A 22641-nucleotide genomic window follows, 5' to 3' on the forward strand; every position below is an offset into this window, starting at 1 on the left:
GTATGTTATTTTAATTTCAACGAACCAATTGATTTGCTTCAGACATTGGTTGTAAATAAATGAAAGTACACATAAGATGGGAGGAAAAAAATGAAAAAAAGAAATTGGAGGGGGAAAGCTTACTGGATAGGAACGATTGGTACAACTATTTTATTGTCGCCTTTGTTTTTAAGTGTGTATTCTAGCGTAGCGGATGCTACTGAGATTCCCGCAGAAACGACAAATTTAGTAGAAGATAAACAGGATCTTAAGGACTATATTTCTAAGAAAAAAGCGATTGATTCCGAGTTGATCAAAAAAGCTGCACTAGCTCAGCTAAAAGCGCAGGGATATTATGACGAGAACGAGAAAGATGTCAAAGCTACTGATAAAGTACGAGTGATGATTCGCTTAAAAGAGAAAGCGGCTGTCGAAAAATCGAAGAAATCGATCGATACACCTGAATCAATCGAAAAAGTGCAAGAAGCTTCTGAAAAAGTAATCGCAAAACAAGAGACAATCCAAGAAAAAGTGGAAGAGATTGCTAAAACGAAGGTAATCAGGGAGTTTGGCCTATTGATCAACGGTTTTTCCATGGATGTTAACTATGGAGATATCGAGAAACTAAAAGGAATCGAAGGCGTCGAATCAGTCAGTGTTATCAAAGCATATACTCCTCAAGACGCATCGGCAAACAAGATGGCAGATATTGAAAAAGCTTGGAATGACTATAATTTAAAAGGTGAAAATACAGTTATTTCGATTATCGATTCAGGGATGGACCCTAGTCATCAAGATCTCAAATTGAGTAAGGATACAGGAGTGCAACTTGAAAAACAAGAAGCGGATCAAAAAATAAAAAATCTAGGTTATGGAAAGTACTTTTCAGCTAAAGTTCCTTTTGGACATAATTATGCGGATGAATCGGAAGATGTCGTTGATCAAAGTTCAGTAATGCATGGACAGCATGTGGCTGGAATTGCGGCAGCTAACGGCGTAGTAAAGGGTGTCGCACCAGAAGCACAATTATTAGCGATGAAAGTTTTTTCCAATAATGATAGCCAAAGCTGTATGTCTGATGATATCATCGCAGCTATCGAAGACTCTGTCGTTCTAGGAGCCGATGTCATCAATATGAGTTTAGGAAGTGATGCTGGAAATAGTGATGCGTCCGACCCAGAACAATTAGCGATCCAAGCAGCTTCGGATGCAGGGGTCTTATGTGTGATTGCTGCAGGAAATGCAGCAACTAGTGGCACTATATCTGGAGCTGCAACGGATATACTAGGGACAGATGATCAGTCGATGATCTCTTCTCCCGCAGTTGTTTCTTCTGCGTTGAGTGTCGCTTCTGCGGAAAATACAACGGCTACACTTCCTCTTTTTCATGTAGAGGGGATTCAGTTCAATGGCTATGCTTCTTATAATGGAGACTTGCAGCCGTATATGATAGCACCAACTGCTGATTACTCAGACCTTAAAAATAAACATGAGTTAATTGATGTGGGAAGTGCCAGTAAGGAAGAGATCTCCCGACTTGATGCTAAAAACAAGATTGCGTTGATTCATGGAGATACAACGAATCATTCCGAAAAAGTAGCAAATGTGAAGAAAGCTGGAGCAGTAGCAGCTGTGATCTATGAAGATGCTCAATATGCACCAAATTTGACGGATCTTTCTTATCCAACCATTTGTGTTTTTACTAGAGAAGGAACCCAGTTACTTTCTGCAATGAAACAACAGAAACAATTCACTTTTGATTTTCGAGAGGAGGTCATACCAAATAATCAGGCGGGAAAAATGTCCACTTTTTCATCTTGGGGACCCACACCAACCTTAGAATTCAAACCAGAAATCACTGCGCCAGGTGGGAATATTTACTCATTGGCAAATGACAATTCGTACCAATCAATGAATGGGACTTCGATGGCGTCACCATTTGTAGCAGGAGCAGAGGCATTGATCTATCAATCAGTTAAAAATAGTCAGTTGAATATTCCAAGAAAAGACATGCCGCAATTTGCTAAAAATACACTTATGAATACAGCTATCCCTTTAATTGACCACGACCATGTAAATTTGATTTATTCGCCTCGTCAACAGGGGGCAGGGTTGCTTAATGTCGGCGCTGCTTTGGAAAACACAGTGAGTGCAACTGACGCAAGTGATCATGATGCAGCATTCGCTTTGAAAGAAATCACAGAACAAACCAACTTTAAAGTGACTCTAACAAATTATGGAAATGACACAAAAAGTTATGTATTCAATGATTACGGTGGCGTATACACACAAGATATAGAAAAGATATCTTTAGAACTTTATGATAGTAAGATCAATGGAGCAAGTCTAACAACGGCCAATCAAAAAATCGAAGTACCTGCTAAAGCTAGTATCGAAGTCACTGTCACGTTACAGTTGCCAGCTACATTTGACAGACAGCAATTCGTTGAAGGGTATGTTGGATTTAGCGGAGATAACACGCCTGATTTAGTGCTTCCATATATGGGCTATTATGGCGATTATGATGCGGAACTGATTACTTCTCCTCCGTATAATCAACCGGGAGGAAAAAATATCCCGACACGCGCTGGTTTTTTAGTGGATGTTAATAGTCGAAATATATTAGGTGTTAAAAATTCAGATGTCGATCCTGATAGCGTAGCTATTTCTCCTAATGGGGATGGACATTACGACTCTGCATTTCCATACTTGTACTTTTATCGAAACTATGCCTATGCAAAATACGAAATCGTTGACGTAAATGACCATGTGATTCAAAAAGTCTATGAAGAAAGAAATCAGCGTAAGGATTTCTTTAACCCGGATAATGGAAAATGGAGTGTCCATGAAGTAAAAAATGGAGAATGGGATGGGAAAATATATGACACTAAAACAGGAAAGATGAATACAGTGCCAGATGGACAATACAGATATAAAATAACAACTGAAACTGCAAGTGGTCAGGGAGAACAACTCACGTATTATCCACTGAAAGTAGACACGCTCCCACCAATAATACACGGAGTGAGCATTGCTGGCGGGCAGGACCTCTTAGTAGAATTCGAGGATAATGGTTCAGGTGTAAATAATCTGCTCTATTTTGAAATTAATGGAAAAAGGTATAGGGGAACGCTCTCTCCTGTAAGTGGACAGCAAAATGTTTATGTATTGCCAGGGGTGGGGCAATTACTGTTAAATGGGAAAAATTTTATACGTATAGAGGTTTCGGATAATGCGTTGAATACGACGATAGATCCAGGAAAGTATTATGATGGGCAAACAGGGCAAGTAATCAATGGAGCAGTTGGAGTGTTGAAGTTGCTAAACCTTACAGATAACTCTGTTATTACTTCGGATTCTTATAGTTATGATAAAGTGAATAAGTTGTATAACATCAAAGGAACGTATTTACTAAATACAGAATTATTTGCGAATGGTATAAAGACAGTAACTGGCACTACCGGAGCCTTTTCTGTGGCTATCCCAGCAGTAGCACAAAATACGGTTGTCTTTTCAGAGGACGCAACTGGAAAAAAAATACTGGGCACTTACCACTTTACTTTTGTTGATCAAGCACCAACTCTTGAGATAGAAGGAGTGGATGCATCTGGAAAAGCGATCGCCCATTCAGAAAATTATCATTTGAAAGGAAAAACAAATGGAGTAAAAGTGAGTGTCGAAAATCAGTCCGCTAAAAAAAGTGTCGATTTGACAAGTAGTTTAACTAGTAACGGTGAATTTGATGGGGATATTCCATTAGTGTTTGGAGAAAATAAATTGCTTGTGTCTTCTTATAACTCAAATGATGAGGTGACGGAGTCAACCGTTGTTATAACGACTGTAGATACAACCAGTTATACTGGGGATCTAGTTGAATTTGAACAACTAGATGGCGGGGCGATTATAGCAAACAAAACGAGTAATTATTACAATGTTCAAACAAAAGAATTGCAGATCAGCGGGAAACTAAAATATCCAGTTACAGATTTCCGCTTGAATGACGAGAAAATCAATTACGATCCTGATACACTTGCATTCAGCTACGTCATGAAAAATATGGACAATGGGAAACATGCATTGAAAATCTATGCGCAAGACAATCGTCTGAACGATGGGCGACCAGTCATGAATTATAGTTATCCTATCGTGATCGATTCAACTTTGCCTAGTTTGATCTTACCAAATCTAACAGTGGACAGTCAGGGAAATTATTTTGCCTATACGAATCAAAATCCTTATGCGGTTAGAGCTGAAGTCAACGATAATTTAGCTGGGTACAGGTTATATATCAATTTGAATAATGCCTATAGTGATGGAAATCGTGGTGTGTATAATGAAAAATACTATGCCGGCCGTCAAGCGACAACCGTCGATTATCCTATTGATATCGAAGATGGGTTGAACCAAGTCGAGTTTGATTTAGTAGATACCCTAAATAATCATGTCAGTACGATCGTGACTGTTGATTATCATCATGTAATGTTAGCAACTCCTGTTATCCAAAGTAATCAAACGGTTGCCAATCAAGTAGTTACTTTACATGTAGATGAGAGAACGGATGCAGAACTATACTATTCTATTGATGGAAATACATGGTCCAAGGTCAAAGATGACGTGGCAATTGCTGAAAATAAAACTGTTTATTATAAGTATAAAGATAAATATGGGAATGAATCAGCTGTAGCCAAATACGAAGTAAAAGCGATTCGAAAAGAGGTTGCTAGTGGACCTTCTATACAATTAGAAAGAGGTCAAAATGCAATCAAAGTGACACTAGGTTATGAAAAACCGCTTTCTAAGGAAGAAGCTGCAGTGCATCAACTATCCTATAGTATGGATAAAGGGAAAACATGGCAAAAATATACTCAACCATTTGAGGTAACTAAAGACACAGAACTCTATGTGCGTACGGAAGATCAAGCAGGAAATACAAGTGATGTCGTAAAAGAACAGCTTAGTTTAACCGAAAATAAAGTAGCGGAAACAGTCGTTAAGACAGCTACTAAAAATACGCCAGAAAATGAAAGTAAGCCTCAACTCGAGGCGGTTAAAACCATGGCAGCAAATCAGCCTCTAAAGGTAGAGACAAGCCCAATTGAGCAAAAACAAAAGAATCAGGAGCGTGTTTCCAATTTAGAAGCCGCAGATCTACTAACAGAAAATCTCTCTGGTTCTCCAAAAAAACAACTGCAACTCGCCAATAAAGTTGGAGATCAGCTATTGTCAAAAGAGAACAAGGTATTTCCCACCACAAATGATCGTTCTGAAATAGCACTGTTGATCATCGGTCTCTTGATCTGTGCTAGTGGAGTAGGGATTATTTTCATGAGAGTTAAAAAAAGGAAAAACTAGGTAATCCTTCAGGCTACTGAAACTGAACGTTGTGCAAGAACGAATCCTCCAAAAGAAGCAATGGTTTCTGCTTCTTTTGGAGGATTCTTTTAACTATTGAAATGGATCAAGAGATTAATCTAAGATTCGTAACTCTTTTGATGTGGTAGTAAATGGTACACAACCATCTTTTGTTACGTAGACACAGTCTTCGATTCGTACGCCGACTTTTCCAGGAATATAGATCCCTGGTTCAAGTGAGAAGCACATGCCTTCTTCAATGACCAAATCGTTTCCTTCAACTAGAGAAGGAAATTCATGAACAGTTGTACCAATTCCATGACCTAAGCGGTGATTGAAGTATTCTCCATAGCCGTAGCTATTGATAACATTACGGGCAATCTGATCTAGTTCAGCGGCTGTAACACCAGGTCGCACAGCTGCTTGTGCAGTTAATTGCGCTTCAAGGGTGATATTGTAGATTTTTTCTTGGAATTCTGTTGGTTTCTTGTAAGCGACAGTACGTGTAGCGTCACTGCAATAACCGTCCCAAACAACACCAAGATCGAATAAGACAAGTTCATTTGGTGTCACTTTGGTACTACCAGGTGTGCCATGAGGACTAGCAGCATTCATACCAGCAAGAACAATTGTGTCAAATGACATTTGTGAGACACCTTGTTTTTTCAATTGATATTCGATTTCTGCGATGATTGCTTGTTCAGTGATGCCTTCTTTGACTGCCTTGAAGCCAACTTCAAACGCAACATCTGCCCATTTACCTGCGGCAATCAATTTATCTTTTTCTTCAACTGTTTTGATCAATTGCAATCGTTGGATGATAGAAGTCAAGTCAATGAAATCATCTGTACCAACTAGTTGATCAGAGATAGCATCAAAGCGATCAACAGTTAAAGCATTTTTTTCGATCCCGATTTTTCCGGGTTGTCCATAACGGGTGCGTAATTCTTTCCCGATAATTTCCCAAGGGTTTTCGCTGTCCAAATATCCACGTACATCAAAAGTCCAGCTACTATTTTGTGCATCTTCAACTTCTAAAGCAGGGGTGAATAAAAAAGGATCTTGTTCAAGTGGAATAAAGAGCGCCAAGACACGTTCATGTGGTTCACTTTCATATCCTGAAAAATAAGCAATGTGTCCAGGATCACTGATATAAGCCAGATCCACTTGTTTTTGAGCCATCCATTTACGTAATTCGTTGATTTTTACGTTATTCATTTTGGCATCCTTCTTTCTAATTTATTGAATTATTAGATAATTGTACCACTTATTGATTAAAAGACCAATGTCTAAAAAAGTGAAAAAAGTAAAAATTTTCATGAAAACAGTGGTAAAACGGTTGCAATTTCGAGTATAATTTGATATTCTATCTAAGAAATGTAAAGCGTATTTTCAGAAAACATATAAAAATGAATAGGAGAACAACAATGGAAAAGCAAACAATTACTATTTACGATGTAGCGAGAGAGGCAAATGTTTCGATGGCTACTGTTTCACGTGTTGTCAATGGCAATCCCAATGTAAAACCTGCCACAAGAAAAAAAGTACTGGAAGTCATTGATCGTTTAGATTATCGTCCAAATGCTGTAGCACGTGGATTGGCAAGTAAAAAAACAACTACTGTCGGTGTGATCATTCCTGATGTCAGCAATATGTTCTTTGCTTCATTAGCACGCGGAATCGATGATGTTGCCACAATGTACAAATACAATATCATTTTAGCAAACTCTGATGGAAATGACCAAAAAGAAGTAAATGTGCTAAACAATCTATTAGCGAAACAAGTAGATGGTGTGATCTTTATGGGGCATCATATTACTGATGAGATCCGCGGGGAATTCTCTCGCTCAAAAACACCTGTTGTTTTAGCAGGTTCGATCGATCCAGATGAACAAGTTGGTAGTGTCAATATTGACTATACAACTGCTACAAAAGATGCAGTAAACAAATTAGCTAAAAGCGGCAATAAGAAAATCGCGTTTGTCAGTGGTGCATTGATTGATCCAATCAATGGACAAAATCGCTTGAAGGGCTACAAAGAAGCATTGAAAGAAAACAACTTGCCTTACAGTGAAGGCTTGATCTTTGAAGCAGAATACAACTTCAAAGATGGATTGTCATTAGTAGAACGTATCCACAACAGTGGTGCAACAGCTGTCTATGTTTCAGATGATGAATTAGCAATCGGTATTTTAGATGGACTTTTAGATAGAGGCGTAAAAGTACCAGAAGAATTTGAAATCATCACAAGTAACAACTCATTACTAACAGAAGTTGCTCGCCCACGTCTAACAAGTATCACTCAACCTTTGTATGATCTTGGTGCGGTATCAATGCGCTTACTTACAAAAATGATGAACAAAGAAGAAGTAGAAGAAAAAACGATCATTTTACCATACGGGATCGAAGAAAAAGGCTCAACAAAATAAAGACACTATACAGCAGATACTTCAATATCTGTGAGAAAAAAGAGTGCTAGTTGTAGGGACCCAAAAAAGTTAAACTTTGCATGTAGTACCTCTGATTTGGACGAATGTCCAAGTTAAAGTTCATTGTCAAATGATGTTGGTAAAGAGAAATCTTAGAATAATTTGGACAGAACAGAAAGAAGAAACCCTCTTTCTGTTCTGTTTATTTGGTTAAAAATGTTTTGCCATGACGAATCATGATCCGTAGTTTGAAATTGTAAAAGCTACAAAAGCCATACGAGTACACTGGAGAGTTCCCTTACAAATCAAGTAAATTCGTTCTTTGTATTTTTCTTTAGTTAAATAAATTCCCTCTAAATAGATATCTAGTTCTAGAATATTTAGGTATCTTTGATAAACTGAGTATAAGACATCTTGAATTTTTCCTATGAATTGGTTCGTCAAATTAATTCTCAAGGATTTCAGGGTGTCTTTTCTTTTGAATCATAAAAAAGATGTTGACGAATTCCATCAACATCAAAAAGTATAGAGCTAGCAATTTTAGACTGTGATTATCCATAAGGAGACTCCTTTGATAGAGTAGGTTTTAGTCGACTGTATTTTACCAAATGAGAGTCTCTTGTGATTTAAAAAATAAGAAAACGTGTTAGTGGAAAACTGTAGACTATTTTCTACCAACACCAACGTAGTATAGAACCTTTTTTTATAAAAGAAAAAAATAAAGAACTATTTTTTTTTTATGAATCACATAAACTAAATAATGAACAGAATTTTAAATAAGAAGGAGTGATGAGTGATGGGAAAGCTTCGCATAGTAACTATTGATCCTAATGTTTTAGAAGAATTGAGAATAAAATCTGATCATAAAAAAAGAATATTAGACAAAAATACACGTTTTTATGTAGAGATAGGTACTCAAGAAAAAAATTGGTACATTCCTATGAGGGCCAATGTAAGGGAATTACGCCGAGATTTTGTATACCCAATTGAAGCCAATTTAAAGAACACGCATCTTGTTTCTACAGGATTAGATTTTAATCATGCACTTTATGTTTCTCGGAGCAAGACAGTGGAAGCACGACCAAAAGATATTCGTAGAGAAGACTGGAATAAGCAAATTATTTATATGGAAAAAAATTGGGAGAAAATTGTTGAAAAATTTTATTATATTATCAGAGCGTATGATTATCTAAAAAAAAATTGGGATAGATTAGGGTCGATTGACTTGTTTCCTGAAGGAGTAGAGAGTATCAGAAATGAAAATCAGAAAGTGACACAAGCCGATTTATCTATAAAGGATTTAATCAATAGTGCAAATATGAAGGGAATCGATGATTATTGTAATAAGCATACAATAAGTTTTTTAGAAAAAGAAAATTTTTTCAATTATTTAAATTTTTTGGCTTCTTTTTCAATGCTATATTTCAAAAATATCAATTTCATTCTGGCACAAAAACCAACTGCTCAATGTATTTATTCACTTGATGCTTGGGAAAAAATGGGAAGAGAAGTCAAAGCAAATCCGGAGGCACTTTATTATAAAAAGGAGTTGCTTCTAAAAAAAGAAGAAAATCAGCAAAAAACAGATTATTGTTTACTTGAAGTCTTTGACGTAAGCGAATTAGCTGGGAACCAAGAAGTACCCAAACCTAGTTACTATCTAAAAGAGCATACTGTTGATGATTTTCATTACAAGGCAATCTTCAAAAGTTTAAGTGAATTAGGAATGGTTACAATTAAATTTGAGGATATCAATAAAGATTTCATTTTTGCTACGCGGACTCCTTTCAAAAGAAAATCCGAAATAATTATCAAAAAAGGCATAGATCAAAAAAAATCTTAAGCATACTTACTCGTTTAGTGATACATGAGAAAAGAAATACAACCCCAGATGCTCCTCAAAAAGATGTTGATGATTTGAAATCAGAAATTTATGGATACATAATGGCTAAACGGATTGGCCTAGCTACAGATTGCTACTCATTTGATTTTCTTTCTACCATGAAAGAACAGAATTGGTCTCCCGAAAAGGTTGATTCTTTTTTATCAGATATTATAAGTGATGTGAAAAAAATAAATCGTAGTTTTGAGATAAGTATGGAAAAATTAATAAAGCAAGAAAAAACAACCTCACCGATAGATAGGGTGACGAAGACACAAAAGAATGAACAACAGGATGAACAACAGGATGACCTAAAGCGGAGTAACCAAAACGGTGGGAATAGAGAACAAAATAAAAATCTCTTGAAAGAGAAAATCGGAATTGTGGTGGGCCAATCTGAGAAACAAAATGAAACTGGTAAAAAGGTTACGAGTAACGCTCAAAGAGCAGATAGAAGAAATAGGAATTAGGTTTGGAATGCAAACTAATTATTAGAAATGGGGGATAGTGCTCTATTTGTGGGCACGACTTTCAGAGGTTTTAGCAGAAGTGGACAGCACAAATAATAACTCAATAAACCAAGAAAATCCTAAGAATAGTTTTAACTCTAAATAATTTATAGGACGAGGCCGAGACAAAAGTCGTTTAGGTTTGAGAAATTTTGTTGATTATTAAAAAAACATCTAAAGTAGAATTTTTCTTCTACCTTAGATGTTCTTAAATATTCTATCAGATCTATTTGATAAAGGGCTACTATTTATTTCTTACTCTTCTTTATTGTCTTCTTTTTTTGCTGGATTTGCTTGGTTATAAGCATTCACTTTTTTCCAATAGTCTTCGTAGTCTTTATCTGTACCGCCAACACCGAACTTAAAGGTTGATTTTTCAGGACCATTTTTTGCCCATAATGATTCAACTGTTTTATTTGGTGTTTCAATTGTTTTCTTATCTACAGTTACTTTACCAGCAGTTTGACCGGTAAAGGCAGCAACTTTTTTCTTCATGACATCGGATGATAGTTCAAATTTATCGCGTGTACCAAAAATCGTTGGATCTGCTTGATAAACTTGATTGATCAAATTTGCTAAATATTGAGAAGAACGTATTCGTGCTCTGGAGTTCATTGCTGTATTGTCATCATGACCTGTCCAACTACTGATAGTGATTGCTGGAGTTGAAACAATCAACCAAGAGTCACGATATTCATTGGTAGTACCTGTTTTCCCCACCCAATCGGCTTGACCCAAGTCGCTATTCAAACTAGCGATATCGTCTTTGAAAGAAGTGGTGATTTTGGTTGTCAGAACACTACGCATCATATCGTTCATGATCGAAGCGGCTGCTTCAGAATAGATACGGACTGGTTTTTCTTCATGCTTGTAGATGACATTGCCAGCATTATCCGTAATGGAATCGATCAGATAACCTTCTTGATAGACACCGCCATTCGCCAATGCTTGGAAGCCATTGGTTTGTTGGAGGGTGGTCACATCGATCGTTCCTAATGGTGCAGACTCAACACCCCAATTGGCATTTGCCGGATAGTTCATCTTAGCTAGATAACTGTCATAGGCATACTGTTTCGATCCGCCATTATTCAAGACATCTTGGTATAAATGATAAGCGGGAATGTTGTTTGACCATTCCAAAGATTCACGGATCGTTTGGAATGTGTTTGATCCCTCATTGGTTGCGTTGACGATTTTTTCACCAGCATTTGCGCCTTCTTGCCAAGTTGTGGCATAGTCAGACACACGAGATTCGGAGCCAACTAACCCCATATCGATGGCTGGGCCATACACAAGGACTGGCTTGATCGATGAACCTGCTTGTCTTTCTGTATCAAAGGCATGATTGTTTTGATTTTGTAAATAATTACGACCACCAACAAATCCATAGATTCGTCCAGTTTTGTTATCCATCAATACGTTCCCAGTCTCGACTTGAGTTGCAGTGCCGTCATCTAACAGATAGCCGTAATTTTGAACACCTGCTTGCATTGCGGCGTAAATATTTTTGTCGATCGTTGAATGGATCGTATAGCCTTTGTTCTGGATCGTTTGTTGTGCCTTTTGGTAATAGGCGTCATAGGTGTCACCATCTGTCAGATCAGCTTTATCTTTGTCTGCCAGTTGTTTTGTCACGATCTTCGTTGCTTCATTCATGACTGTATAATACAAATACTCACGATCATTTTGTTCTGCTACTTGTTGCGGTAGAAAATCTTTAGTAAGATCATAGGCTTTTGCCTCGTCATATTGTTCTTTGGTGATTTTATTTTCACGGTACATGCTGAATAGTACAATATCTTTACGATTCAGCCCGGCAGAAAGATCTTCTTTCAAGGCGCCTGTATTTGTATAAGGACTATAGGTGATCGGGCTTTGTGGTAATCCAGCAATAAATGCTGCTTGTGGTAAGGTCACATCTTTGGCATTGACACCAAAGATACCTTTCGCTGCTTCTTGGACTCCTGCAATATTTTGTCCTTTGTTGTTTCTACCAAATGGTGAGACATTCAAGTAGGTCGATATGATCTCATTTTTTGAGAAATACTTTTCAACCTGTGCCGCAAGTAAAATTTCGTTTGCTTTACGTTTGAAGGTTGTTTCATCTGTTAGTATCTGTTGTTTGACTAATTGTTGCGTCAAGGTTGATCCACCAGAAGAACCGATTCCTGTAGCTTCAGAGAATAGGGCACGTAGTACTGCTTTAGGAACGTATCCTTTGTGTTCTTCAAAATATTCATCCTCTGTGCTGATGATCGCTGTTTTCAACAATGGCGAAATTTGATCAGATGGAACGGTCGTACGCATTAAATCAGTTTGGATCTTTGAGATCTCTGAATTATCCGCGTAGACAAGTTTCGATGTTTCTGTAATATTGCCAAGTTCTGTTTGTAGTATTTCTTTGGTCGGCATTTCTGTATCTTCAACTAGATATGCAAAGTAGCCAGCACCAATGCCGACTCCTAGTGCTGCGAGAAGCAAAAGAAGAACGATGATAAAAGCTGTTAATGACTGGAAGACACCAAAAATAATTTTGGGTACAAACCATTTTTGCTTTTTCTTTTGATTTCGCTTTTTCCGAGTATCTTTACGTGGCAAAAGGGTTCACCTCAACTAATGGTTTTATTTCGCTAATTATAGCAAATAATGAATCAAAAAAACAGATGGGGGAGTTTTTGTAAGGATTTATTTATTTCTGATCAAAAAAACATCACCGATTTAGCTGATAGGCGATGCATGAACTAAAAGGGATTTTTCCTTTTACGTTGAGTTTTCAAACTTTTCTTTGTTTCGTGTTTCAGTTAAGATAGAGAGGATGAAAAAAGCGAATCGCTGATTTTAAATAGATAGAACGGTTTTCCGCTAGAAAGTTGAGGTAGAGCTGTTCGAGGAGGAAATCTTTTTATGTTATTAGGTTCACATGTAAGTATGAGTGGGAAAAAAATGCTTTTAGGCGCAGCAGAAGAGGCTGCTAGTTATGGGGCTTCCACTTTTATGATCTACACTGGCGCTCCCCAGAACACAAGACGTAAAGCTATCGAAGAAATGAATATTGAGGCTGGAAAGCAATATATGGAGGAACATGGATTATCTGATATTGTCGTTCATGCACCATATATCATTAATTTAGGGAATACGATCAAGCCTGAGATGTTTCCTTTTGCCGTGCAGTTTTTAAGAGAAGAAATCGTACGAGCGGAAGCCCTAGGTGCGAAACAGATCACTTTGCATCCTGGTGCCCATGTTGGTGCAGGGGCAGAAGCAGGGATCAAGAAAATCGTTGAAGGTCTAAATGAAGTATTAACAAAAGAACAGACTGCGCAAATTGCTTTAGAAACGATGGCGGGGAAAGGAACAGAAGTAGGTCGTACATTTGAAGAACTAGCACAGATCATTGATGGAGTCGTATTGAATGAAAAGCTGTCTGTTACGTTTGACACTTGTCATACCAATGATGCTGGGTATGATGTTCGTAATGACTTTTCTGGTGTGATGACCGAGTTTGATAAAGTGATCGGCTTGGATCGATTGAAAGTTTTACACATCAATGATTCAAAAAATCCGCAAGGAGCCCATAAAGATCGACATGCCAATATTGGTTTTGGTACGATTGGTTTTGAAACATTGAATGAAATTGTCCATGAACCAAGATTTGCTGCTATTCCTAAGATTTTAGAAACGCCATATGTTGGAAAAGAAAAGAAAACGGCATATGCGCCATATGGAAAAGAAATCACGATGTTCAAGACGCAAGTATTCGATCCAGAAGCATTTCCAGAATTGTTGCTTGAAGAAAGCAAATAAAAGAAATGGTTGGCATGGCTAGTGAGAAAGGTAGTGTAGTACTTCTCTCGTTGGCTCGTTGTCCTAATCTACCATCCTGATTTGTAAAAAAATACGCCGTCAATCCTAAAATTTGAACTTCAAATTTTTAGTGATTGAAGGCGTATTTTTTTGGAAAGTAAAGTGAAACAATATCTTGGGTGTGTGAGCCTGAAATGACTAGCTCATGCCACTCCTTTGTGGTTGATTCTTAATCGAGTTCCTCTGTCATCTGCTGTAATCGCTGTTGATGTTTTTTATTTCCTTTATATAAGTCAACGACCGTCCAACATAATAACCCTAAGACAACGAAAATGAGAACGTAGGCAATCTGATCTGCTAGGGCTAATTCACTGGCAGAGGCTTGATCTCCAAAGAAACTTTCAATTTGCCCAGGCAAGCCGCGGAGGTTCAAATACGTCAGGCTGAGAACGGAGAACCAACCGAGTATCTTGACAAGCAAGTTGTTTTTGAATTGTTTGCCCATCTCTGCTTCGCTATTCGTCATCATCAATAATGGAATCATTGAAAATGGTAAGGCAAAGGCTAAGAATACTTGTGACTCATTCATCAGATTATTTAAAGCAATGTGTTCTTCGATTGGGCCTTTCGTACTTGTATACAGCACACAGATCAAGACCGGAATGACCGATAACAAACGTGTGACTAGACGTCGCAACCAGATTGGCATACGCATGTGGATGAAGCCTTCCATGATTACTTGCCCAGTCAAGGTACCTGTGATCGTTGAGTTTTGTCCAGAAGCAAGAAGAGCAACTGCAAAGAGCGTGGATAAGATTCCTGATTTTGCTACAGTAATCAATACGCCATTACTCATTGCTGAAGGATCAGACAATGCTTCATATAGTCCGAAGAATGATGGATCTTGAACAGAACCGTTTTTAAAAACGGCAACCCCCATGATCAACAATAGTGCGTTGACTAAAAAGGCCATCGATAATTGGATGTTTGAATCCCAAGTCGAAAAACGAACTGCTCTAGCAATATCGGAGGAGTCTTCTCGGTCAATTTCTCGTGTTTGAGAAACTGCAGAATGCAAGTATAGATTGTGAGGCATCACTGTAGCTCCGATGATTCCTAACGCCCCGGTCAATGGTGTTTCACCACCAATAACTGGCGAATCTGCAAATGTCTTTCCATTAGGAACAAAACCTGCAAATAAATTTTTCCAGTCTGGATTAGATAGTGCCACTTGGTAAACAAAGACAAATAAAATGACAAAGATCAAACAAACGACGATTGCTTCGATTTTACGAAAACCGATCTTAGTCAACATCAACAAAATGAAGACATCCAAGACGGTGATAAAAACGGCAATCACTAAGGGAATATTGAATAGGAGATAAAGTGCAATTGCTGCACCGATTACTTCAGCAATATCTGTTGCCATGATCGCTAATTCAGTCAGGATCCATAAGACGATACCAAGCGATTTGCTTGTTCGTGCTCTGATCGCTTGTGCAAGGTCCATTTGACTGACGATCCCTAATTTAGCAGCCATGTATTGGAGCAACATGGCGATCAAACTAGACATCAAAATAACTGACATCAGTAAATATTGAAAGTTTTGCCCCCCTGTGATGGAAGTCGACCAGTTTCCTGGGTCCATATATCCTACAGCGACTAACGCGCCAGGACCAGAATAAGCAAGTAAAGTTTTGAAAAAGCTCTTATTTTTAGGAACTTTCACAGTACCATTGATTTCAGATAAAGAAAGTCCATTGGTATGTTCGATTAATTTATGCTTTTGCGATTGTTTATCCAAGAAAAAACCACCTTTCCTCTTTTCTTATCGAGTTTATTCTACACCTGTCCCCAAAAAAATGAAAGGAAAAAATTCGGTGCGCCTAAAAAAAGTTTACAGTTCCCCGTTTTGGCGTAGAAAACCATAAATTCGGCTAAAAAGAAATTTTTTAAATGTTTCTAAAGAAAACGCCTTTCTTTTTTGGACAATCTTTAGTAAAATAAATCACTGAGAGCAATTCGGAAACAGAAAGGAGAGATTTACATGGTATCAACAGGAATAGTCGTACTTATTGCAATTATTGCTTTATTAATCGGCGCAATCGGTGGATTCTTTTTTGCGCGTAAATATATGAAAGATTACTTAGAAAAAAATCCTCCCGTCAATGAGGAAATGTTACGATCAATGATGATGTCAATGGGGCAAAAACCATCTGAAAAGAAAATTCGTCAGATGATGCAACAAATGAAAAACCAAGGGAAAAAATAGGTTTTTTCAACTGGCATTTTAGCGGGCTGATTGATTTCAGTCTGCTTTTTTTTATATTTTTCTAGTAATTTTTTCTATTTGGGATGATTATGCAGTAAGCAAACGACTAACTGATGAAAGACTCGCTCTTCAAAAAAGTAGAAGAAAAAGGTAAGACGGTTCCGTATGAAGGAGGAAAAGGATGTCAATTTTTAGGAAATTAGGTTGGTTTTTTAAACAAGAAAAGAAGCACTATTTAATCGGTATTTTTTCATTATTTGCCGTCGCTCTAGTTCAGTTAGTACCTCCTAAAGTGATCGGGATCATCATTGATGAGATTGCGGATAAGAATATCTCGATGAAAATCATTTTCAATTGGATTGCCGTATTGGTTGTAGCGGCTTTTCTGCAATATCTATTTCGTTTTATCTGGCGTACCAACATTTGGGGAAGTGCTGCTAGATTAGAAAAAGAATTACGCCAACGCTTATTTGCACATTTCACTGCAATGGATAGCTTATTTTATCAAAAATACCGTACGGGTGATCTGATGGCCCATGCGACAAATGATTTAAATGCGATTCAGAATGTTGCCGGTGCTGGTATTTTAACGTTTGCAGATTCTGTGATTACTGGAGGCACAACGATCATTGCAATGGTATTTTTTATTGATTGGCGTCTGACTTTGATCGCGCTGATCCCGTTGCCATTATTAGCTGTGACTTCAAGGATTTTAGGTTCAAAATTACATGATGCTTTTCGTGAATCACAAGAAGCTTTCTCGAGCATCAATGATAAAACACAGGAAAGTATTACTGGGATCAAAGTAATCAAAACATTTGGGCAAGATAAAGAAGATCTTGCGGATTTTGAAGAAAAAATCGAAAATGCCATTGCAAAAAATAAACGTGTCAACTTCTTAGATGCTCTATTTGATCCATTTATCACGTTGATCATTGGTTTATCTTATGTGGCAACCATTATTTTGGGTGGAAAATATGTATTAGAAGGTACGATCACCATTGGACAAATGGTTTCATTTATCAGTTATATCGGTATGTTGGTTTGGCCGATGTTTGCGATTGGTCGTTTATTCAATGTTCTTGAAAGAGGAAATGCTTCATACGATCGCGTTAGCGAATTGCTGCGTGAAAAAACACATATCGTCGAACAATTAGGTGCAATTCAAACGCCAGCAAAGGGTGAACTCAATGTAGAGATCAAAGAGTTTCATTATCCTAAGGAAGAAGTACCTGCACTTGAACAAATCAAATTTGCAATCAAAGAAGGCGATACTCTGGGGATTGTCGGCAAAACAGGTGCTGGCAAGACGACGATCATCAAATTATTGATGCGTGAATATGATAGCTATAAAGGGCAAATCAAGTTTGGTGGCCGTTCAATTAAAGAATATTCTTTAGATGCACTTTTACGATCGATCGGTTATGTTCCACAAGATCATTTCTTGTTCTCCATGACGATCCGCGACAATATTCGTTTTTCTGATCCGCAATTGTCAGCTGAAAAGGTAGAAGAAGCAGCTTCATCTGCTTTTATCAATCAAGAAATCAAAGCACTGCCTAAAGGGTACGATACCTTGGTCGGCGAACGTGGAGTATCACTATCTGGTGGACAAAAGCAGCGTATCTCGATTGCACGCGCACTGATCCAAAGTCCAGAATTATTGATCCTCGACGATGCATTATCGGCGGTCGATGCGAAAACAGAAGAAGCAATTTTGCATAATCTAAAAGAAGAACGAAAAAACAAAACAACGATCATTGCTGCCCATCGTTTGAGCAGTGTCATGCATGCAAATGAGATCGTCGTCATCGACAAGGGAAGAATCGTTGAGCGTGGTACGCATCAGGAATTACTTGCCTTGGGCGGATGGTACGAGCAAATGTGGGAGAAACAGCAATTAGAAGCAAAAATCGAGGGGGGTGAAGAGGATGGAAGATAAGTATCAATCAGAGTGGACCAAGTCGATTCCTCTGAAGGAACAAAAGACGATCATCAAGCGATTGATGCATTTTGCCAAACCGTTTAAGTCGTCATTTATCGTGGCAATCTTATTTGCGTTAGCTTTGTCTGTCGTCAATATTTTGTTACCTCGTATCATCCAGACTTTCATGGATGAACATTTAGCGAAACAATCTGCAACAACTCAAGTGATCCTATTTTTTGCTGGGTTGTATTTATTCGGAGTGATCATCAAGAGTATCATTTGGTTCTTTCAGTGGTATCTGTACTCAATGGCTTCGCTGAAAACATACCAGTATATTCGGGTGAAATTATTTGAAAAGCTCCACACATTGGGCATGAGGTACTTTGACCAAACGCCTGCAGGGTCAACTGTTTCAAGGGTAACAAATGATACAGAGACACTTTTTGAATTCTGGTATGTCTTTTTGATGGTATTGACAGGTATATTTGCAGTCATTTCCTCTTTTCTTGCGATGTTCCAGATCAACAGTAAGATTGCTTTATGGATGTTGATTTTCTTACCTATTTTAGGGGTAGTGATTTGGTATTATCAAAAGTTTAGTTCACGGATCTACCGCAATATGCGTGAAAAATTGAGTCAATTGAATACCAAATTGAATGAATCGATTTCTGGGATGCGGATCATTCAGCAATTCCGCCAAGAAAAACGGTTAGCAAAAGAGTTTGAGGAAGTCAATAATGACTATTTAGCTACTCGTTATGCAATGATCAAAACAAATTCGATCCTTTTAAGCCCAGTCATCAGTTTCTTGTATGCGTTAGCGATTGCACTAGCATTAACGTTATTCGGGATTGATGCATTGAAATCACCAGTTGAAGTCGGCTTGATCTATGCGTTCACAACGTATGTCCAAGGATTCTTTAACCCTATGTCGCAAATGATGGACTTTTTAAGTGTATTTACCGATGGGATGGTTGCAGGAAGCCGAATATTGAAAATCATGGATACAGAAGAATACACGCCGCAACAAGCGCCCGATGCAGCAAGAACGATCACCGATGGAAAAATCGAATTTAAAAATGTTAGTTTTTCTTATGATGGAGAAAATAATGTCTTAAATAATATTTCCTTTGTAGCAAATCCTGGAGAGACGGTTGCTTTAGTTGGTCATACAGGAAGTGGCAAGAGCTCGATCATCAATGTATTGATGCGGTTTTATGAATTTTACGAAGGACAGATTTTGATCGATGATCATGATATCCGTGAATATCCGATCGAAGAACTGCGTAAAAAAATGGGCTTGGTATTACAGGATGCCTTTCTATTCTATGGGGACATCGCTGGCAATATTCGAATGATGGACCCAACTATTACGGATGAGCAAATACGCGAAGCAGCTGAATTCGTTCAAGCAGATCGATTCATCAATGAACTACCTAAAGGCTACCACGCAAAAGTAATTGAACGGGGCGCAAGTTATTCTAGCGGACAACGGCAATTGATCACTTTTGCTAGAACCATCGTTACCGATCCTAAAATTTTAGTGTTAGATGAAGCAACTGCGAATATTGATACGGAAACAGAAGGATTGATCCAAGAGGGTTTGGCAAAGATGCGCCAAGGAAGAACCACCATTGCTATTGCCCACCGTCTATCAACGATTCGGGATGCTGAGTTAATCCTTGTGCTTGATAAGGGGAATATCGTTGAACGAGGTACCCACGCAGAATTACTTGCACAAGAAGGTCTGTATGCAGATATGTACAAACTGCAGAGCGAATAACTCACGAGAGACTACAACAGAAGTATTTTAACTCAGAGAAAGAAGAAGTGATTTTTCAAAAATCATTTTTTCTTTCTTTTTTGATACCTTCGAATATTCATGGTCTCATGTTTTTTCATCGACCTAGCAAATGTGTAAAAATCGAAAGAAGTATGTTTATATTTTTCTTTTGAAAAAAATTTTTGCAAAAAAATTATTACTTTTGTTATTGATTTATAATCAAATAAAATACAGTTTAAAAAAATATAGTTCTTTTCTATGAATATCAAAAGAACTGTCTATAGAGAGCTTTAATACATAAAAGTAGTGATGTGATAATAAGTTCGTCACCAGTTTATTCTATTTTCTGTTTTTAGTAGAGGTGGTTGAAGCTCAAAGTCAATACATAAAAAATGAAAGAGTAGTCGAGAAAGTAGGGGCAACAAGTTAAATCAGCAACAAAACAATCGTCGTGCAGGTTGGCAGTAGATACGATCAGAGAACAGGGGGTAGGGTCTCACATACATACTACATGTATCATAGATCTGATTTTGATGACGGACTTTTTAGTTTTTCATTGTTTTCGAAACAGTTTTGACCATAAACAATAGAAAGGAGAAGTTATCCGAATGGAGAAAATGTCTTAGGCTGTAGCTATATCTTGAGTTTCTTAAAGGATTGAAGGAAAATGACAAAAAAAATAGTGAAGGTATTTTTATGTTTTCTTTTTAGTTTGTTAACTATCGGTATTGCTTTTTCAACGATCAATAACCAAAATCTGAATAAAACAATAGATATTTTCAATCATACGAGTAGTTATTCGCCATTACGTATACCGAAAATTTTTGTTCAGGAATCAGAATACCGTCAACTCCTTTCTTTGTTTGAGGATATTTCTTTAAAGACGAATATCCCATATATGAAGAAAGTGACAAATGAATCGCATGAGATAAATGAAAGTTTCAACTTTAAAATCAGCCCTAAGCTTGAAATTATTTTCTATTATCAAGATCAAAAAGAACCATCAAACTTCAAGTTGCCATTCTCAAATACCAATTTTCGTATCGAAAATATACAGCAATCAATCCGGAAAAAGGACTTCGAAGGAGAATTTTTTATACTGACCTCTGATAAAGAAGAGTATGAAGGGTACATAAAAGAATTTAGCAAAAAGTATAACGAAATCTTTCAATCCACTCATGGAATAGAGCGTTTTGATGATTTTAACAATGAACGGAACTATTCTCCAATAGGAAATACTGATCTGTATCAGTCTTCTTTTTATATTCAAGTTGGCCTACTCTTCTTTATCGCTGTATTAGGTTCCTATTACTTGATAGCAATCAGAGAAATTGGTCTATTATCTAATTATGGTTTTTCTGTCAAACATATTGTGCATATGCTGCTTGGTAACAAGTTGCTCCTTCTTTTGTTAGGTGTAGTAGTATGTGAGCTAGTTATGATGTAGATTATATTACGGGAACAATTTATACTGTTCACTTTTTTACTTACAGTATTAATAGTAAGTTCATACTTTGCTTCGCTTGTTTTTGTTTATCTGATTATCAAGTTACCTACAATGAAAAAAAGACTCAAATATCTTCAATTTGTAACATTCGGTATCAGTCTAGTATTTTCTTTTATTCTCAGTACAACAACTATGGATTTGCCAGAGATTATTTTAGCTGCAACAAATTTGTTGCCTAAGTATGAAGTACCTAAAGAAATTGCTTCTGAAAATTATGAGGTATTCTACCCAATGACAATTGGAAAAAATCATGTAGAATTCATCTATTCAGATCAACTTCAAAAGCATGTAGACGATTCTTTGTACGAAGCTTTAAATGAACAAGGAAGTATACTTGTAAATTTATCTGATTATCGTATAAAGGAAAATGAAGTTTTTGGTAGGGGAATCAAGATTAATCCTAATTATCTCAAAAAATTTCAGCTTCTCGATGAAAGAAGAGAGCGAATTTATATTGATGAACAAGAGCAGAGAACGATTCTCTTGATTCCTAAACGTTACAAAGAAAAGAAAGCAGGGAATGTCTTAGACGAAGTGCTCAGTTATTATGAGGAACTTTATAATCGAGACATAAAAGTTTATTTTATTGAGGGGGATCAGTCGATATATACGTTCACTTTACATGATCGGTGGCTTAAGGATTATCCCTTTATAGAAGTTATAACACTCATGAATAGTACCTTTTGGGAAAGAAACATCATTGATGGGGACAGTGCACCACCTTTGAAGGTAAAAACGAATCAAAAAAATAGAGAGAAAATTTTAAACTTAGTTGAAGCAAATCAGCTGAGTGACAATTTACAGCTATTGCATCCATATACTAGAGCAGAAGAAATCGTAGTGAAGATGACAAGCAGGTCCTTGGGGCAGGTAGTGAGTATTTTCCTTGTAACCGCTAGTTCGTTTTTTTCTTTGAATTTCTTCGTATTAAGTATTTTATTCATTTATAACAAAAGAACAATTGCATTACTAAGATTAAGTGGATACTCTATGTTTTCTACCTATCGAACATTGCTTATACTAACCTTCTTTAAATGGATTTTAACAACTATCGCGATGTTTGTCTTTTGGGAGAGTGATTTAAGGATCGTTATAAATATGTTCATGCTTCTAATAATCGATTTAGGTACGACTATTGTCTTTTTGCTCTATATCGAAAAGAAAAGTAACTTAGTTATACTTTCAGGATGGTGATGG

The 22641-nt window shown here is 37.2% G+C and carries 13 protein-coding genes; 10 read left to right on the forward strand and 3 right to left on the reverse strand.

Going from position 1 to position 22641, the window contains the following annotated elements; translation table 11 throughout:
• The first annotated feature begins 90 nt into the window (after window positions 1-90).
• The gene (locus FGQ66_RS03130; protein ID WP_230315211.1) at window positions 91-5331 is read left to right on the forward strand and encodes a S8 family serine peptidase; all 5241 of its coding nucleotides are present in this window, start codon (window positions 91-93) and stop codon (window positions 5329-5331) included.
• A gap of 114 nt (window positions 5332-5445) precedes the next feature.
• Here the strand turns inward: FGQ66_RS03130 and FGQ66_RS03135 are convergent, their stop codons facing one another.
• Window positions 5446-6549, reverse strand: a complete 1104-nt coding sequence (locus FGQ66_RS03135; RefSeq protein ID WP_005880389.1) for an aminopeptidase P family protein — start codon at window positions 6547-6549, stop codon at window positions 5446-5448.
• 209 nt (window positions 6550-6758) lie between these two features.
• Here FGQ66_RS03135 and ccpA point away from each other — a divergent pair, with 209 nt between their 5' ends.
• The 3 genes from ccpA to FGQ66_RS03150 all read left to right on the forward strand — a co-directional run bounded on the left by ccpA (window position 6759) and on the right by FGQ66_RS03150 (window position 10112).
• Entirely contained in the window at window positions 6759-7760 is a 1002-nt protein-coding gene (gene ccpA / locus FGQ66_RS03140) for a catabolite control protein A (RefSeq protein WP_005880387.1), read from the forward strand.
• A 796-nt stretch (window positions 7761-8556) separates the two neighbouring features.
• On the forward strand, window positions 8557-9603 hold the full coding sequence (locus FGQ66_RS03145) for a hypothetical protein (RefSeq protein ID WP_138301664.1): 1047 nt from the start codon (window positions 8557-8559) through the stop codon (window positions 9601-9603).
• A gap of 17 nt (window positions 9604-9620) precedes the next feature.
• Window positions 9621-10112 carry a hypothetical protein gene (locus FGQ66_RS03150; RefSeq protein ID WP_171024553.1) on the forward strand — a complete coding sequence of 164 codons (492 nt, stop codon included), beginning with the start codon at window positions 9621-9623 and terminating at the stop codon, window positions 10110-10112.
• A 294-nt stretch (window positions 10113-10406) separates the two neighbouring features.
• On the opposite strand, the gene FGQ66_RS03155 is transcribed toward FGQ66_RS03150, so the two are convergent.
• On the reverse strand, window positions 10407-12749 hold the full coding sequence (locus tag FGQ66_RS03155) for a transglycosylase domain-containing protein (protein ID WP_138301668.1): 2343 nt from the start codon (window positions 12747-12749) through the stop codon (window positions 10407-10409).
• 306 nt (window positions 12750-13055) lie between these two features.
• Between FGQ66_RS03155 and FGQ66_RS03160 the strand changes: the two genes are divergently transcribed.
• Window positions 13056-13955 (forward strand): deoxyribonuclease IV, encoded by a 900-nt coding sequence (locus FGQ66_RS03160; RefSeq protein WP_138301670.1) that lies wholly within the window; start codon window positions 13056-13058, stop codon window positions 13953-13955.
• Between the two features lie 229 nt (window positions 13956-14184).
• Here FGQ66_RS03160 and FGQ66_RS03165 read toward each other — a convergent pair whose 3' ends face one another.
• Window positions 14185-15759 (reverse strand): Nramp family divalent metal transporter, encoded by a 1575-nt coding sequence (locus FGQ66_RS03165; RefSeq protein ID WP_138301672.1) that lies wholly within the window; start codon window positions 15757-15759, stop codon window positions 14185-14187.
• A gap of 243 nt (window positions 15760-16002) precedes the next feature.
• Between FGQ66_RS03165 and FGQ66_RS03170 the strand changes: the two genes are divergently transcribed.
• From FGQ66_RS03170 to FGQ66_RS15355, 5 genes are all read left to right on the forward strand, one after another.
• Window positions 16003-16227, forward strand: a complete 225-nt coding sequence (locus tag FGQ66_RS03170) for a YneF family protein (RefSeq protein ID WP_005880376.1) — start codon at window positions 16003-16005, stop codon at window positions 16225-16227.
• Between the two features lie 181 nt (window positions 16228-16408).
• A complete protein-coding gene (locus tag FGQ66_RS03175) occupies window positions 16409-18169 on the forward strand; it encodes an ABC transporter ATP-binding protein (protein ID WP_138301674.1) in 1761 nt (586 codons plus the stop codon).
• Window positions 18159-19937, forward strand: a complete 1779-nt coding sequence (locus FGQ66_RS03180; protein WP_005880372.1) for an ABC transporter ATP-binding protein — start codon at window positions 18159-18161, stop codon at window positions 19935-19937. The genes FGQ66_RS03175 and FGQ66_RS03180 overlap by 11 nt, the downstream gene beginning before the upstream one ends.
• A 667-nt stretch (window positions 19938-20604) precedes the next feature.
• Window positions 20605-21384: a hypothetical protein gene (locus tag FGQ66_RS15350; protein WP_230315212.1), complete on the forward strand. Its 780-nt coding sequence runs from the start codon at window positions 20605-20607 to the stop codon at window positions 21382-21384.
• Window positions 21385-21495: 111 nt separating this feature from the next.
• A complete protein-coding gene (locus tag FGQ66_RS15355; RefSeq protein WP_230315213.1) occupies window positions 21496-22638 on the forward strand; it encodes a DUF1430 domain-containing protein in 1143 nt (380 codons plus the stop codon).
• Window positions 22639-22641: the final 3 nt, after the last annotated feature.

It is taken from the genome of Enterococcus sp. BSD2780061688st2 D3, assembly GCF_005844145.1.
Taxonomy (GTDB): domain Bacteria; phylum Bacillota; class Bacilli; order Lactobacillales; family Enterococcaceae; genus Enterococcus_B; species Enterococcus_B durans.